Source organism: Providencia sp. PROV080 (assembly GCF_033688105.1).
Lineage (GTDB): Bacteria > Pseudomonadota > Gammaproteobacteria > Enterobacterales > Enterobacteriaceae > Providencia > Providencia zhejiangensis.
Window position 1 is genome coordinate 303295 of sequence record NZ_CP096346.1, and the last position, 16058, is coordinate 319352.

Annotated in this window: 15 protein-coding genes; 6 read left to right on the forward strand and 9 right to left on the reverse strand. The window is 42.6% G+C overall.

Going from position 1 to position 16058, the window contains the following annotated elements; genetic code table 11:
* Nucleotides 1-156: 156 nt before the first annotated feature.
* The 4 genes from M1F03_RS01310 (at nucleotide 157) to fabY (ending at nucleotide 3226) form a co-directional block, all read left to right on the forward strand.
* Complete coding sequence (locus M1F03_RS01310) at nucleotides 157-1080, forward strand: LysR family transcriptional regulator (protein WP_163860535.1); 924 nt, start codon at nucleotides 157-159, stop codon at nucleotides 1078-1080.
* A gap of 87 nt (nucleotides 1081-1167) precedes the next feature.
* Nucleotides 1168-1782 (forward strand): glucose-1-phosphatase, encoded by a 615-nt coding sequence (yihX, locus tag M1F03_RS01315; protein ID WP_154622469.1) that lies wholly within the window; start codon nucleotides 1168-1170, stop codon nucleotides 1780-1782.
* Between the two features lie 60 nt (nucleotides 1783-1842).
* The gene (gene dtd, locus M1F03_RS01320) at nucleotides 1843-2280 is read left to right on the forward strand and encodes a D-aminoacyl-tRNA deacylase (RefSeq protein WP_251464902.1); all 438 of its coding nucleotides are present in this window, start codon (nucleotides 1843-1845) and stop codon (nucleotides 2278-2280) included.
* Nucleotides 2281-2302: 22 nt separating this feature from the next.
* On the forward strand, nucleotides 2303-3226 hold the full coding sequence (fabY, locus tag M1F03_RS01325) for a fatty acid biosynthesis protein FabY (RefSeq protein WP_154622471.1): 924 nt from the start codon (nucleotides 2303-2305) through the stop codon (nucleotides 3224-3226).
* Nucleotides 3227-3288: 62 nt separating this feature from the next.
* On the opposite strand, the gene M1F03_RS01330 is transcribed toward fabY, so the two are convergent.
* Nucleotides 3289-5088: an AsmA family protein gene (locus tag M1F03_RS01330; protein WP_251464903.1), complete on the reverse strand. Its 1800-nt coding sequence runs from the start codon at nucleotides 5086-5088 to the stop codon at nucleotides 3289-3291.
* 116 nt (nucleotides 5089-5204) lie between these two features.
* Entirely contained in the window at nucleotides 5205-6587 is a 1383-nt protein-coding gene (locus tag M1F03_RS01335; RefSeq protein ID WP_163860537.1) for a uracil-xanthine permease family protein, read from the reverse strand.
* Between the two features lie 235 nt (nucleotides 6588-6822).
* On the opposite strand from M1F03_RS01335, the gene gltS reads away from it, so the two are divergent.
* On the forward strand, nucleotides 6823-8037 hold the full coding sequence (gltS, locus tag M1F03_RS01340) for a sodium/glutamate symporter (RefSeq protein WP_251464905.1): 1215 nt from the start codon (nucleotides 6823-6825) through the stop codon (nucleotides 8035-8037).
* A gap of 91 nt (nucleotides 8038-8128) precedes the next feature.
* Here the strand turns inward: gltS and M1F03_RS01345 are convergent, their stop codons facing one another.
* The 6 genes from M1F03_RS01345 to gmk form a co-directional block, all read right to left on the reverse strand.
* Nucleotides 8129-8677 carry an NADPH-dependent FMN reductase gene (locus M1F03_RS01345; RefSeq protein WP_154622475.1) on the reverse strand — a complete coding sequence of 183 codons (549 nt, stop codon included), beginning with the start codon at nucleotides 8675-8677 and terminating at the stop codon, nucleotides 8129-8131.
* A gap of 75 nt (nucleotides 8678-8752) precedes the next feature.
* Entirely contained in the window at nucleotides 8753-10834 is a 2082-nt protein-coding gene (gene recG, locus M1F03_RS01350) for an ATP-dependent DNA helicase RecG (RefSeq protein WP_154622476.1), read from the reverse strand.
* A 10-nt stretch (nucleotides 10835-10844) separates the two neighbouring features.
* Nucleotides 10845-11558, reverse strand: coding sequence for a tRNA (guanosine(18)-2'-O)-methyltransferase TrmH (gene trmH / locus M1F03_RS01355; protein ID WP_154622477.1), 714 nt, complete (start codon nucleotides 11556-11558; stop codon nucleotides 10845-10847).
* Between the two features lie 2 nt (nucleotides 11559-11560).
* Nucleotides 11561-13684 (reverse strand): bifunctional GTP diphosphokinase/guanosine-3',5'-bis pyrophosphate 3'-pyrophosphohydrolase, encoded by a 2124-nt coding sequence (gene spoT / locus M1F03_RS01360; RefSeq protein ID WP_154622478.1) that lies wholly within the window; start codon nucleotides 13682-13684, stop codon nucleotides 11561-11563.
* A gap of 19 nt (nucleotides 13685-13703) precedes the next feature.
* Nucleotides 13704-13979: a DNA-directed RNA polymerase subunit omega gene (gene rpoZ, locus M1F03_RS01365; RefSeq protein ID WP_004262665.1), complete on the reverse strand. Its 276-nt coding sequence runs from the start codon at nucleotides 13977-13979 to the stop codon at nucleotides 13704-13706.
* Between the two features lie 57 nt (nucleotides 13980-14036).
* The gene (gene gmk, locus M1F03_RS01370) at nucleotides 14037-14660 is read right to left on the reverse strand and encodes a guanylate kinase (RefSeq protein WP_154622479.1); all 624 of its coding nucleotides are present in this window, start codon (nucleotides 14658-14660) and stop codon (nucleotides 14037-14039) included.
* Between the two features lie 416 nt (nucleotides 14661-15076).
* On the opposite strand from gmk, the gene M1F03_RS01375 reads away from it, so the two are divergent.
* On the forward strand, nucleotides 15077-15262 hold the full coding sequence (locus M1F03_RS01375; protein ID WP_318840059.1) for a hypothetical protein: 186 nt from the start codon (nucleotides 15077-15079) through the stop codon (nucleotides 15260-15262).
* Between the two features lie 75 nt (nucleotides 15263-15337).
* Here M1F03_RS01375 and M1F03_RS01380 read toward each other — a convergent pair whose 3' ends face one another.
* On the reverse strand, nucleotides 15338-15952 hold the full coding sequence (locus M1F03_RS01380; protein ID WP_154622481.1) for a trimeric intracellular cation channel family protein: 615 nt from the start codon (nucleotides 15950-15952) through the stop codon (nucleotides 15338-15340).
* Nucleotides 15953-16058 lie beyond the last annotated feature (106 nt).

Genomic DNA, 16058 nt, shown 5'->3' on the forward strand with positions numbered 1-16058 from the left:
TATGTTGTGTTTCTTTATTTTAATAAATAAAAATAGTTAATAAGTGTTGATGTTAATTATTTGTTATCGTCATGCATTGACTGTACACAATCAAAATAGGGTAAAAAAGATACAATTATCTTTGCCTATATAACTAATGGTTATCAGGGAATTCATATGGCTTTGCCAATAAAACTGAATCAGTTGAGAGCGTTTGTCGAGGTAAGTCGCCATGGCAGTATTAGAGCGGCTAGTCGCTTTTTACAGCTTTCTCAGCCCGCATTAACGAAGTCTATTCGTGAATTAGAGGCTTCTTTAGGCGCAAAATTGTTTATTCGCAGTAATCAAGGGATCTATCTGACGGAAAGTGGAGAAAGTTTTTTGCGTCGTGCCAGTATCATTCTTGAAGAGTTACGTGTCGGGCAAGAAGAGATACAGCAGCGTATAGGCTTATCCAGCGGCACGATTAATATTGGGGTTGCAGGCAGTATTGCGCGTTCAGTGATGCCAAAAGTGATTATTCAATTCCATCGTGACTTTCCAAATATCAAAATTCGGATTATGGAAGGACAACTCTTGACGATGTTACCTCAGTTACGCCAAGGTGAGCTCGATTTCACTGTAAATACGTATTATCCCGGTAGCCTAGATGCGGAATTCAATTTTGAACGTTTAATGAGCAAGGAATACAAGGTGATCATGCGTAAAGATCACCCAATGAAGCATGCCACCTCATTAGAGCAGCTCACCCACTGTGATTGGACGATGCCAACACCGAAAGGCACTTACTATAAGCAACTGTCTGAGGTGTTCTCTAGGATGGATAAACCGATGAGCTTTAGTGTGACATGTGAAACCTTGATCGGTTGTATGAGTTTAGTGGCGCAGAGTGATTTCTTGACGATAGTGTCTATCGATACTATTGATGACCCTCTATTTGAACAACAATTCATTGCGCTCGATCTCGCTGAAAAGCTTCCTTATGCGACTTTTGCTCTTGTACGACGTCGGGATCATACGTTATCGCCAGCAGGTGAACATTTGGCGAGATTATTCCGTATCTACTGTCACGATAGAGATGATGGTCACGTGTATTCATAAAAAACAAAAAATAATCTGTAATTAGGGCTGTTCAGTTGTATGAATAATGATTAAAGTGAATTTAGTTAATAACAACGAGGAAACGGTATGCTGTATATCTTCGATATGGGTAATGTGATTATTGATATCGACTTTAATCGTGTATTTGATAAATGGTCAGAACTCAGTGGAATACCGTCTGAGCAAATCAAGTCGCGGTTTACTTTTGGGAATATCTTCCAACAACATGAATGTGGCAAAATCTCAGATATCGAATTTGCAGAAATGTTATGTGAAGAACTTGGCATTACACTCAGTTTTGAAGAATTCGCGGAAGGCTGGCATGCGATATTTATGTCAGTAAGACCAGAAGTGATTGATATCATGGAACGCCTTCGTGAACAGGGGCATCGTGTGGTTGTTTTATCTAACACTAACCGCCTACACCTTGATTACTGGCCTGAACATTATCCTGAAATTGCAGCTTCCTCAGACTTTTTATACTTATCTCAAGACCTGGGGATGCGCAAACCTGATCCAGCTATTTACCAATATGTTCTTGAATCTGAAGGATTTGATGCAGCTGATGCTATCTTCTTTGATGATGTCGAGGACAATATTAAGGCTGCCGAAGCATTAGGTATTAAAGGTGTCCATGTCGTGAATAAAGACACGGTACCTGAATATTTCCGCACTTATGACTTCAGTGCTGAAGTCGAATAATTGATGAATTATCACCATGGAGTAACCTAAACTGTTACTCCATATTTTTGTCGAGTTATCATGATTGCATTAATACAGAGAGTCGCTCATGCAGCAGTGGTTGTTGATGAGCAGGTGGTTGGTCAAATTGATTCTGGGTTACTTGTTTTGCTCGGTGTTGAAAAATATGATGATGAACAAAAAGCAAAACGGTTGTGTGAAAAAGTACTTGGCTATCGGATTTTTAGTGATGAACAGGGAAAAATGAACCTGAATGTTCAACAAGCGGGTGGGAGCTTATTAGTTGTCTCTCAATTTACATTGGCAGCTGATACTAAAAAAGGAATGAGACCTAGTTTTTCTGGGGGAGCTGAACCTACGCGGGCTGAACAATTATATGAATATTTTGTTGAGCAAAGTCGCCAACAAGGTGTGATCACTGAAACAGGGCAATTTGCCGCGGATATGCAAGTCAGCCTGACCAATGACGGTCCTGTGACTTTCTGGTTGCAAGTCTAATTCTACTATTAAGGGGGAGACTATGTACCATCTGCGTGCACCGAAAGATGAAGCGGAATTTGATGCTTATTACCAGTTCCGCTGGGAGATGTTACGTAAACCCTTTAATCAACCATTTGGTTCTGAAAAAGATGGTTATGATCTTACCGCTTACCATCAAATGGTTGTTGATGATAAAAATCGTATCTTAGCCATTGGTCGGCTTTATATTAATGCCGATAACGAAGGCGCGATTCGTTTTTTAGCGGTGAATCCAGCAATGCAAGGAAAAGGGCTGGGTAAACTCATTTTGATGGCGTTAGAATCAATTGCGCGGCAAGAAAGTGTCAAACGTATTGTGTCGAGCGTCCGAGAAGAAGCGGTTCCCTTTTTTCGTAAGATAGGTTTTGAAAGCCGAGGTCTGATTGCCGGTGAGCTCAAAACACCTGTTCGTCACTATTTAATGATCAAACCGATCGAGACACTTGACCAGATCCTTCATCGCCCTGATTGGTGTGGAGAGTTACAACAAGCTTGGTATAAATATATCCCATTAAGTGAAAAAATGGGGGTTCGAATTGAACAATATACAGGGCAAAAGTTTATTACCACTATGCCAGAAGCTGGCAACCAAAACCCTCACGAAACGATTTTTGCAGGAAGCCAATTTTCGTTAGCCACCCTGACAGGTTGGGGATTGATTTGGTTATTAATGCAAGAGCATCAACTCGGTGGTGATATTGTATTAGTGGATGCCAATATTCGTTATAGCAAGCCAGTGAGTGGTAGACCCACCGCTATTGCGGATATGTCGCAAATGAGTGGTGACCTTGACCGTCTTGCGAGAGGGAGTAAAGCAAGGGTAAAACTTGAAGTGACAGTGAGTGGAACTAACGGCGAGGCGGGGGCCGTTTTTAGCGGTGTGTATATGGTGTTACCTGTTGAGAAAACAGTAAAGTCACTGTAATGCCTTTCGTATATACTGATTTTAAAGGCAGGCCAAGCGTGATCGCTGGCCTGCCTTGTTATTTATTGAGTAATCAGCGCGGGAATTTGCTCATTTGTTGGCAAAATATTCGTGGGAATAGCGTTGGGAGCCGTAGCAGGAGCGGGCTGAGGCTCCATCGGTGAGGCCTCATTTTCAACTGATGAGGTGACGACGCCTTTCACAACGGTTCGATACATCTGTTTCCCTTGTAATGGTATTGCCACTAATTCACCATTTAAGCTGCTAGCTAATGATGGTGCTAACAAGTCACCTTGCAATGAGGCATCAAAATCACCCACGATTTGAGATGGGAAGCCTTGCCAACCCCATTGATTTAAAGCGGAAAGCTCAATATTAGTCCCTGAGGCTCGGAGTAAAAAGGGGATTTTTTTAGGGGATTGCTTGACTAATAACCCTAACTTCACCAGCCCTTTGTCTGTGCTCGTAGTGAATGAAGCCGCAGCAGAACTTTGACCACTTTGGCGTAAGTCCATATAAGGCCGACGTATCATAACTTGATTGATGGTTCCACTATCGGCATTAAAGGTGGCCTTGCCACTCCAAATCCCCCATTGTTTTTGTTTAATAAGGCTGACGTCTTCTATTTTGCCGCTCAGTGCCGTGAATTCGAATGGGAAACTAGGGGCAATATTCATCAATAAAGACTGCGATAAGGTAAATTGTTTGATCGTTAAGCCGGATAACCAATCAGGTGAGGGTTGGCTGAAGAAGTGTAGCCAATTTTCAGGCAAGGTATATAAAATACCGGCTAATTTGCCGTCATTGAGTGTCAGCGTTTTATTATTACGTTGCCATACACCATTAAGGCTAAATACCCCTTTGTAATAATAACCTGAAAGTTTCTCGATATTGAGGTTATCGCCTTGAAGGTTGAGATTGCCAATCAGCGTATCAAGTTGTTGATCATTAATAACGAGTTGATTAATGCTGAAATTGATATGACTTTCAGGGCTACTCCAACTACTTCTGACCCAGTCAAGGTGGTCGATTTCAGTATTGAGCCCTGAAATTGCCCAATCTTTTCCTTGGATATCCACATTAGTGAGAGCGACATTTTTCAAGGACACTGTACGGTGACTATTGAGAGCCTGATTTAATGAAGCAAAGGGAATATTATTTTGCCAACCAACTTTGTCCATGACTAAAGAATCAACTGTGATGGTGCTGTCCGTTAACACCTTTCCTGAGCCTTTAATATAACCATTATTGAGGTAGCCACTGGCTTGAGTAAATTCAGTAAGATTTTTTTCGAGCTTACCGGTGACTGCAACCGTTTTTAATGGTAACTCATTAATATTCAATTCTTTTGTGGTAAATCGAAAGTCTCCGTAGCCGAAAGGATGGTTAGTCGTGGGGTGCCATGGTGTAATGCCACCCGTAAAGCCAAATACGTTGAACTTATTATTTGCTTGATTTAGTTGAATACGACTATTTTCAAATTGCAGGATATTGGCATTTAAAGGTATTGGCGTGGCAGTCTCTACAGAGGAGATATCTAAATTCCCTTCGGTGATGACTAATCGACGAATGGCGGTGCCACTCAATAAATTACGCCAGTTTATATCAACAATCATTTGCTTAGCATCCAAAGTCATATCTTTATGACGTGACACAATGTTGACGTCTTGAAAGATAAATTCTCCAGCATTGGCAAACTCATGCCCCATGATACCCACTTTAATATCATAATCAGTGAATTTACTTAACAACTGACTGGCATAGGATGCACCCCAGCGTGTTTGCAGCCCAGCGTAAGTAAATATAACCACTAATAACAACAGTAGTAAAAGGGTCGTGATGAGCTTAGTTAACCACCTCATGGTTTATCTGCCTCTCCATATATTGGATTGTTTGGATGAAAGCGCTGCCGGGTAAATGACTAAGATAGAATACAGAATAACCGCCAGTGTATTCAACTCTGGCGGTAAATGATAGGTTACTTTTCGTGAGGGAAAATTAAATTCAGAATAATTGCAGTTAAACCGCCTGCCGCGATACCGGATGAAAATAAAGTTTTCAGCCAGTCCGGCGCAAACTGTAAAATCAACGGCTGCTGCGAAACCCCCATTCCGACGGCAAGGGATAATGCAATAATCATGATCGCTCGACGATTAAGTGGTTCACGGGAGACAATACGTACGCCAGATGCCGCGATGGTTCCGAACATCACAATTGTTGCTCCGCCAAGTACAGGCTCAGGGATCTGTTGTACAAAACCGGCAACAGCTGGGAATAACCCTAATAAAACAAGCATTAACGCTACGATATAGCCGACATAACGGCTGGCGACGCCAGTAAGCTGTATCACCCCATTATTTTGACCAAAACAGGAGTTAGGGAAAGTATTGAAGACGGCAGATACCATCGAGTTCAAACCATTCGCTAAGACGCCACCCTTAATTCGCTTCATATAGATTGGACCACGTACCGGTTGTTCTGAAACATCGGATGTTGCCGTAATATCACCAATCGTCTCTAAAGAGGTCACCATAAATATTAGCATCAGCGGAATTAACAGATTCCAATCAAACGACAACCCATAATAAAACGGCTCAGGTATCGTTATCATGGATTGTTCCGCGTTTGTCTCTTGAGCTGTGGGTAACATATCTAACCACCAAGCAGCAATATAACCAATTGCCATGGCGATAACTAAAGAGGCAACACGCAAGTAAGGATTTTTTTGGCGGTTAAGTAAAATGATAACAGCCAACACAATACCCGCTAGCAATAAATAATCAGGGGAACCGAAAGTATTATCAGAAATTGCGGTATGACCACCACCAATAGACGTTAATCCGACTTGAATGAGTGATAAACCAATTATCATGACAACAACACCCGAAACGAGAGGAGTAATTACCCGTCGTGCTAAATGTAGGAAGCGAGAGAGTACCACCTCAGTGAGCGCTGCAACCAGTAGTGTGCCAAAAAGTGCCGCCATCATCGAAGGAATATCAGCACCACCTTGTTTAAGTGCAACCCCTCCCATAATCAAAGGTGCAACAAAGTTAAAGCTTGTACCTTGTATTGAGAGTAACCCCGACCCCACAGGACCCCATGCTCGGATCTGTATTAAAGAGGCAATACCAGAAGCAAATAGAGACATGCTAATAATACGCTGAGTGTCATGCGCTGGAAGCCCCAATGATTGGCAAATGAGCATTGCCGGGGTGATCACTGCAACAAACATCGCTAAAAGATGCTGTCCAGCTGCAAATAATGCTTGGGGGAGAGGAGGTCGGTCTTCTAATCGGTAAATGAGTTCACTTTTAGGTGCGACGTCAACAGCCTGTTTTTGAGATACTTCGGTGGTCATTTTGGTCTTTCTCTGCCAACAAAAAAAGCATTGTAAAGCGACTAATTTAAAAAGCAATCGTTTGCGCGAAAAATATTTCTTCATTGTTAGATAAGGAATGTCACATTTTTATATGTTTTAACTTGTGTTTATCGCCAATTTTTTTTCTAATTCAGTTACCTGCTTTTGGCGTTTTAAGGAAGAAATTAACGTCTTACTAGTTTTAAATAATATTAACAACAGACGAGGTACATAAATGTATCATCTCGATGTCTACGGTACGCTTGTGGCAGCTACCCTTGTGCTATTGCTCGGACGTAAACTTGTAAAAACAGTTCCTTTCCTAGAGAAATATACTATCCCTGAGCCTGTTGCAGGCGGGTTGCTGGTCGCTTTTAGCTTATTAGTGATCAAGCAAGTATTCGATTGGAGCTTATCTTTCGATTTATCATTACAAGAACCGATGATGTTAGCCTTCTTCGCGACAATCGGTTTAAACGCAAACTTAGCCAGCTTGAAGGCTGGTGGTAAGGCACTCTTTATTTTCATCTTTGTGGTTGTAGGCTTACTGCTAGTACAAAATACGGTTGGTATTGCCTTAGCGGAATTACTTGGTCTTGATCCTCTTATGGGGCTGCTTGCTGGTTCGATTACCTTATCAGGTGGTCACGGTACCGGAGCTGCATGGGGTAAGATCTTCACTGAAAATTACGGTTTCCAAAGTGCAACTGAAGTTGCGATGGCATGTGCAACATTTGGTTTGGTACTCGGTGGATTAATCGGCGGTCCAGTTGCACGTTTCCTGATCCGCAATATTCCTACGCCAGGTACTGGGGATGATGATAAAGATGTCCCTACTGCTTTTGAAAAACCACAATCAGGCCGTATGATTACTTCGATGGTACTGATCGAAACGATTGCTATGATCGCGATCTGTTTAATGGCAGGTAGCTATATTGCAGAGTTATTAGTGGGCACAGCGTTTGCTCTACCTAAATTCGTTTGTGTGCTATTTGTGGGCGTTATTTTAAGCAACAGCTTATCTATTGCGGGTTTTTATCGTGTATTCGACCGTGCGGTTTCTGTTGTTGGTAACGTGAGCCTTTCCTTATTCCTTGCGATGGCACTGATGAGCCTGAAACTTTGGGAACTGGCATCTCTAGCAATCCCAATGTTAGTGATCTTGGCTGTTCAAGCTTGTGTGATGGCAGGCTATGCCATTTTCGTGACCTTCCGTGTGATGGGTAAGAACTATGACGCAGCGATATTGGCGGCAGGTCACTGTGGTTTTGGTCTAGGTGCAACACCGACAGCAATCGCTAACATGCAGGCAGTAACGGATAGATTTGGTCCATCTCATCTTGCATTCTTAGTTGTTCCAATGGTTGGTGCATTCTTTATTGATATCGTCAATGCGATTGTGATCAAACTGTATTTAATGTTACCGGTATTTCCTTCAATAACGGGATAACAGATAAAAATAGATAAAGGTAAATAGCAGGTATTGCCGTGAATTTATTCACGGCAATTTTCGTTTATAGGGCACATAATAAATAATGAAATTAGCGCGATGTGTGTAACAGGCTCATCTGATGTAGCGCTGAAACAAGCTCATTTTCATAATGGTCAAGTGTTTCAGGGTAAGAGGTATCACTGTTGGAAGGTGAGAAATTAACCTCAGATAGCTTAATTTCTAAATGAGATTCTGTGGTACGCATATGAATACCTTGCAAAACTTGTTGCAACTGCTCCGCAGCTCTTCCACCACCTCGATTGGCATAACTGACCATTAAGGCAGGTTTGTTGTTCCACTCTTTATACAAATGGTCTATCGCATTTTTTAGTGCGGCTGGATAGCCCCAGTTATATTGTGGAAAAACGAAAATATAAGCATCGGCTTCAGCGATTTTTTTGCTCCAAGCAATGGTATGTGCTTGGGTATATATTCCTTCGGCGGGGAGATAGGGTTCATCATCCATTGGTAAATGCCAATCTCTGAGATCAAGGATTTCAGTTGGATAATTTTTCGCAGCGACATCCTTGACCCAGTGTGCTATCTGAGGTCCTATTCGTGCTTGTCGAACACTACCAATTAAGATTTGTATCTTCATGTTCCACTATCCCTTGTTGTTATGGCTTTTAATTTTTACAAAACGTATTAAGGTCTTTATAGTGCTACGATTGCATTAAGCTTGGCTGTATTGCTCGCGTTCAGGTAGCCACCTTTCAATAATCAATTTGGCATTTTCAGGATAGTTCTGCTGAATATGGCGCGCGATACGTTGTACTTCAGGCAACATATGCTGATCTCGCAGTAAATCAGCGACCTTAAATTCAGCATTGCCGGTTTGGCGTGTTCCTAATAATTCCCCCGGCCCCCTGATTTCCAGATCTTTTTGAGCAATGACGAAACCATCGTTACTGTCGCGTAATACTTGTAAACGTTGTTTGGCGACATGGGTTAACGGTGTTTTATAAAGCAGTACACAGTGAGAGGCGATAGCACCTCGACCTACTCGGCCTCGTAATTGGTGCAATTGAGCTAGCCCTAGTCGTTCTGGATTATCAATAATCATTAAACTTGCATTAGGAACATCAACACCCACTTCGATAACGGTAGTTGCAACTAGTAGCTGAATCTCATTATTTTTAAATGCCGTCATCACACTCTGTTTTTCGGCGGGTTTCATTCTTCCATGCACGAGACCTACTTTTAATTCGGGCAATGCTAATGATAACTCTTCGCTCGTCGCTTGTGCTGCTTGCGCTTCTAAAACATCAGAATCATCAATTAAAGTGCAGACCCAATAGGCTTGGCGGCCCTCATCAATACAGGCTTGCCTGACACGTTCAATAATATCTTTACGCCGAGTATCGGGAATGGCCACTGTCGTAACAGGTGTTCGCCCAGGAGGCAGCTCATCAATGATAGAGGTATCCATATCAGCATAAGCGGTCATTGCCAAAGTTCTGGGGATCGGTGTGGCGGTCATAATTAATTGGTGGGGGTGAAACCCTTGTTGTTCACCTTTTTCACGTAAAGCGAGGCGTTGATGCACACCAAACCGATGTTGCTCATCAATGATAACCAAACCAAGAGTTTTAAAGGAGACATGCTCTTGAAACAGGGCGTGAGTCCCAATGACCATGCTCACCTCACCATTTGCAATGGCATCTTGCTGCTGCTGGCGCGCTTTACCTTTTTGCTTGCCAGCAAGCCAACCCACATTGATCCCGAGAGGTTCAAACCATAATTTAAAATTATTAGCATGTTGCTCAGCCAAAATCTCGGTTGGTGCCATCAAAGCCACTTGTTGACCATTTTCAATCGCAGATAAAGCCGCTAATGCGGCAACGAGTGTTTTTCCTGAGCCAACATCCCCTTGAATTAAACGCATCATCGGTGCATCTTTGACAAGGTCTTGTTCTATCTCGGCAACCACACGATTTTGAGCGTTAGTTGGGGAAAAAGGTAACTGGGCTAAAAATTGTTTTTTTAGTTTGCCGTCCAGTGTCATAGGCTGAGCATAAAGGCGTTGATTGCCTGCACGGATCGCCAACATACTTAAATGATGTGCTAAAAGCTCTTCGAGTATTAAACGTTTTTGAGCGGGATGCTGACCTTTTTCTAGCTCACTTAAGGCAACGTTAGGTGGTGGAGTATGTAATAAGCGAATTGCCTCAGGAAGGCTGATTAAACCACGGCTAAGTTCTTCAGGTAATAGTTCTTTGATCTGCCCGTTATCTAATAGCGCTAACGCTTGCTCAATTAATTTCCTCAGTGTTGCCTGCCTTACCCCTTCTGTTGTGGGATAAACGGGGGTGAGGTTCTCTTGGAGAGAAATATTGGTCGTATCTTGAGAGACTTTATATTCAGGGTGAATGATTTCTGGACCAGTATTGCCACGACGCACCTCGCCATAAGCAATAACATGGCGACCTTCTGCAAGGCTATTTTTCATTGCTGCCGAAAAATTGAAAAATCGTAGAGTTAAGTTGCCTGTTCCGTCGGTGATAAGACTAGTCATCATGCGCTTACGGCCAAAGACGACCTTAGTTTGTAATACTTCCCCTAAAATAGTTGCGGTTGTACCTGGCAATAGGTCACGAATTTGGTAAAGACGCGTGTGATCTTCATAACGAAGAGGGAGGTGTAATAATAAATCTTGAACAGTATTTAGCCCTATCTTACTTAGTTTTTCAGATTGGCTAGCCCCAACGCCATGTAGCGTGGTCAATGAAATCGTATCAAGTAGGCCACTGTTCATTGTTTCTCCCTTAACCTAGCTGCTGTTTTTTCATTTTTTCACTTAGCTGCATTTGTGCCCACCAAGACGCATCGGCTTCTATCTCTCCTCGTTCATTGATATAAGGCCGTGGTAAGCCTTTACGCTTGGCAACTTCTGCAAGAACGGGATAGCCGCCATCAAATAGCCACTCTTGCTGCTCTTGCTCTGAAAGTTGGCTTATTTCGCGGGAATACATACCAGCAAGTTGCCTTTGGCGCTGTGCTTCATAGAGAATCAGTGCCGAGGCGACAGAGACATTCAGGGATTGAACCATACCAACCATTGGAATAATAATGTGTTGATCGGCTAATTTCAGTGCTGTTGAAGAGATCCCTTTTTTTTCTTGCCCCATCATAATACAGGTCGGGCGAGTATAATCAATTTCACGGAAATCGACGGCTTGTTCAGATAAGTTCGTTACAAGAACTTGCATGTTCTGTGATTTTATCTGTGAAATAGCCTCTTCAGTGGATTGATGTGAAATGACTTTGACCCAGCTATTGCTTCCTGCGGCAGAAGAAACGGAAAGTTTAACTTTTTGGTCTGGCCAAATAGCATGAATTTGATGGATGCCAACGGCATCTGCGCTGCGTACGATGGCAGATACGTTATGGGGTTTATGAATTTCTTCGAGGCAAATGGTGAGGTCTGGCTGCCGCATCGCCATCATTTGGCAAATGCGGCGATAGCGGCGTTCATTCATAGTTAATTACGGTTCCGGCTAACTCGTAATACATCAGGCATGATCCGAATTTTGCGCATAACATTTGCTAACTGAACCCGGTTTTTGGTTGTTAGGCGGATAAAGGCACAATAAACACGGCCATCTTTTTCTTCAGTATTCATACTCTGAATGCTTGAGTTAGCATCATTGATAGCAGCTGTTAAATTAGCAAGCGCCCCTTGATGGTTAATCATATCGACTTTGATTTCGGCGATGAAATCAGTATCGGTATCATTATCCCATTCTACAGCCATAAATTTATCGGGCTCTTTCTGGTAGCCACGAATGTTTCGACAAGATTCGTGGTGTATCACGAGTCCTTTACCTGGGCTGATATGAGCGATAATAGGGTCGCCAGGGATAGGGCGACAGCATTTCGCAAAGGTGATGAGAACACCATCTGCCCCTTTTATGGACAGCTTATTGCGTGTTGTGATGACGGGCTCATCCTCTTCCTCTGGGGAAACTTGTGGATTGCTTTGTAAATTACGCGCAACCACAACACTCATTGCATTTCCTAAACCTATTTCGGCCAGTAAGTCGTCGATAGAGTTGAGCTTCATGCGGGCTAATTCAAGATCAATATTGGCTTGGGGGACATCCGTTAATTTATGACCTGCGCCAAGAGCGTGGTTTAATAAGCGGCGACCTAAGTTGATTGAATCTTCACGCTTGAGGTTTTTCAGTAACTGACGGATTTTAGCGCGTGCTTTTGAACTGACGACAAAATTGAGCCAAGCGGCATTTGGTCTAGCGCCTGGCGCGGTAATAATTTCGACAGTTTGCCCACTGGTGAGGGCTTGAGATAATGGATAAGGCTGACGATCAACCCTAGCTCCAACGCAAGCATGGCCAATATCCGTATGCACGGCATAGGCGAAATCGACAGGTGTCGCGCCCGTTGGCAGTTCAACAATGCGGCCTTCTGGTGTAAAGACATAAATCTCATCGGGGAATAGATCAGATTTAACGCTCTCGATGAATTCAAAAGAGCTACCTGCACTTTGCTGTAGCTCAAGTAAACTTTGCATCCAACGTTGAGCACGTACTTGAGCGGTTGTGCCTTGCTCGCCTTGTTCTTTATAAGCCCAATGTGCAGCAACCCCCATTTCAGCCATTTGATCCATATCTTCTGTACGGATTTGTACTTCGACAGGAACACCGTGTGGGCCAATTAATGAGGTGTGTAGCGATTGATAGCCGTTAGCTTTTGGGATAGCGATATAATCTTTGATACGGCCTGGGCGCGGCTTGTACAAATTATGCATTTGTCCCAATACGCGATAGCAGGTATCGACATCTTTGACTATCACCCTAAAAGCATAAATATCCATAATTGAATGGAAGCGCTGCTCTTTAAGGTGCATTTTGCGATAGATAGAATAAAGATGTTTTTCGCGGCCACTGACTCGGCAAGGTATATCCGCTTCGGTTAGGCGACCATCGATTTCAGAGAGGATTTTTTGGATCATCTCTTTACGGTTGCCGCGAGCTGCTTTAACGACTTCTTTGATAACGCGATAACGGTTTGGATATAAGGCTTCAAACCCAAGCTCTTCTAGCTCAGTTTTGATGTGATGAATACCTAATCTATGAGCAAGAGGGCTATAGATTTCCAATGTTTCTCTTGCAATACGTCGACGCTTATCAGGCCTTAATGAGCCTAGGGTGCGCATATTATGAGTGCGGTCTGCCAGTTTTATCAAAATGACGCGAATGTCTTTGACCATCGCCATGATCATTTTGCGAAAGTTTTCTGCTTGAGCTTCTTTTTTGTCTCGAAAGTTTAGTTTATCGAGTTTAGATACACCTTCAACGAGACCCGCAACAGTTGTGCCAAATAGCTCTTCTATATCCTGAAATGTCGCTGGAGTATCTTCAATGACATCATGAAGTAGCGCTGCCATCAATGTTTCATGATCCAAGCGCATTTGAGCCAGAATACAGGCCACAGCAACTGGGTGAGTTATATATGGCTCACCACTTGAGCGGGTTTGTCCTTCGTGGGCATCCCGGGCGACAACATAGGCTTTTTTCAGTAATTCAACCTGTTCCGGAGGAAGGTACTTCTGAATTACTTGATTTAGGCTCTCAAACAGATACAAGGCAGACCCACCTTAGTGATTAGCGACGACCTTCAGCTATAGCAGAAACTGCTTGCATTTCAGCCGCTTCTTGTTCCTGCTGCTCTTGACGCTCACGTACATCCAGTATGTGACCGTTGATTAAACCTTCTTCTACTTCACGGAGTGCGATAACAGTATATTTATCGTTTTCTTCAGGAACTAGAGGGTCTTTACCGCCAGTTTGTAACTGACGCGCTCTGCGAGCCGCGACCAGTACGAGGTCAAAGCGGTTACCAATTTTTTCTACTGCGTCTTGAACAGTTACGCGTGCCATAAATGTGCTACTCCAAAAGAAATAAAAAAATGACCTGATATGATACTGAAACTATTCTCAGTCTGCCAGTAATTTGCTGATTAAAGCACCATGTCGTTGAATTTGACGCTCTAATCTTAGACGTTCGCTACGAATAATAGATTGCAAATCACTTAATGCAGTATTGAAATCATCATTTACAATGAGATAGTCATACTCATTGTAATGTTCAATCTCACCAACCGCTTGTGACATACGTTTTTCAATGACCTCATCGCTATCTTGGCCTCGGCCACGTAAGCGGCGATAAAGTTCATCTTTTGATGGTGGTAGTATAAAAATACTACGGGCTTCAGGCATTGTAGCGCGAATTTGTTGAGCACCTTGCCAGTCAATATCGAGAAAAACGTCTACACCACTTTTGAGCACTTCTTCAATAACAGGTCGAGAAGTCCCATAGTAATTGCCAAATACACAAGCATGTTCTAAGAATTCATTATTTTCGACCATCGTCAAAAATTCAGTTTCAGAGACAAAGAAATAGTGCTCACCATGAACTTCACCAGGTCGTGCAGCTCGTGTTGTATGAGAGACAGAAACTTGCGTGTCATACAACGGTTGTGTTTTCAACAACGCCTGGATCAGGCTAGATTTACCCGCACCGCTTGGGGCAGAAACAATATATAACGTGCCTTGTATCATGATGGTTTCTTGAATAGTCGAGGATTAAACATAAATGATGATAATAAACCCCACATAGTATACACGGACTTAAGCGAACATGCAGCGTTATCAATAAAGCATAAATTATCTCTTCATTTATCGCTGCGACATGGCTGTAGTGATTTATTATATCGATAGCCAACGAGCTATCCCTTTAGCGACGTCTTCCTTTATTACCTTTATTACCTTTCATATCATCTAGAGTATACAGCGCAATTTATTTAATAAATAGATGAATTGCGAAGCGATGCGATAAAATATTTCTCTATTTATACAAAGTGCATACTTTTTGCGAAATATTTCGCAAAGCCAATGAAAATGTACGGTAAATTAAAGAATATCGCTTCAAGATGATAGCGTTCTGAGATAACCAAATAAGATGATAAGAATGGTTTATGTCATTTAGGCAAAAAGCAAATGGGCTTAGACTGACGCTGAGGTTAACGCATTTTATATCATTAATGGTGCTTTCAGTTGTCGCTATTTATTGTCTCAGCAAGAAAGCCATTCTGAATGATTTCAATGTGCAACACTCAGCAAACGCGCAAGGTAAAATGAAATCAATGGCTATTGATACCTGAAATACGGAATGTACTTAATATCGTTAGCGATATAAAAAACATGCCACCCTTTTAATTATGTGATGGCATGAATCATTAATCTTGGCTTTCATAGTTAAAGATCGGTAAGCCTAAACGATAACGGATGGCGATAAGTCGGGCGCTTAGGCCTGCAATTAAGGTAATAATCACAACAATATCTTGTGGGAGCGGGGTGTATAAAAGCCCGATATACAACCATGCGGCAGCAAATGAGACGCCCGCATAGACTTCTTTTTGGAATACGAGAGGAATGGTATTACATAACATGTCGCGAAGAACGCCACCAAATACCCCCGTAATCACAGCCGCAATTGCAGCTATGACTGGGCTATAATTCATATCAAGAGCAATTTGGGCGCCAAGAATTGAAAAGACAATTAAGCCGATTGCATCTAGGATAAGGAACAAACGTCGTAAATGCTTCATCATTGGCGCTATCCAAATGGTGACAACAGCAGCGCCAGCAACAGTAAGAATATACTCGGGGTTTTGTACCCAGCCTAATGGGTAGTGGCCAAGTAGGACGTCACGAACCGAGCCTCCGCCAATCGCAGTTGCTGATGCAATAATAATAACGCCGAAGACGTCCATTTTACGCCGTCCCGCTGCAAGAGCGCCAGTCATGGCTTCCGCGGTGATACCAATAATATAAAGAACACTTAATAACATGATGATTCTATTCGACACTAAAGTTATTGCTAAAGGGTAATATTACTTGTAGAAATTCTCGACTGAGTTTTTCTAGTGCCTTACAAAATAGATTAGTTAAAGTAAT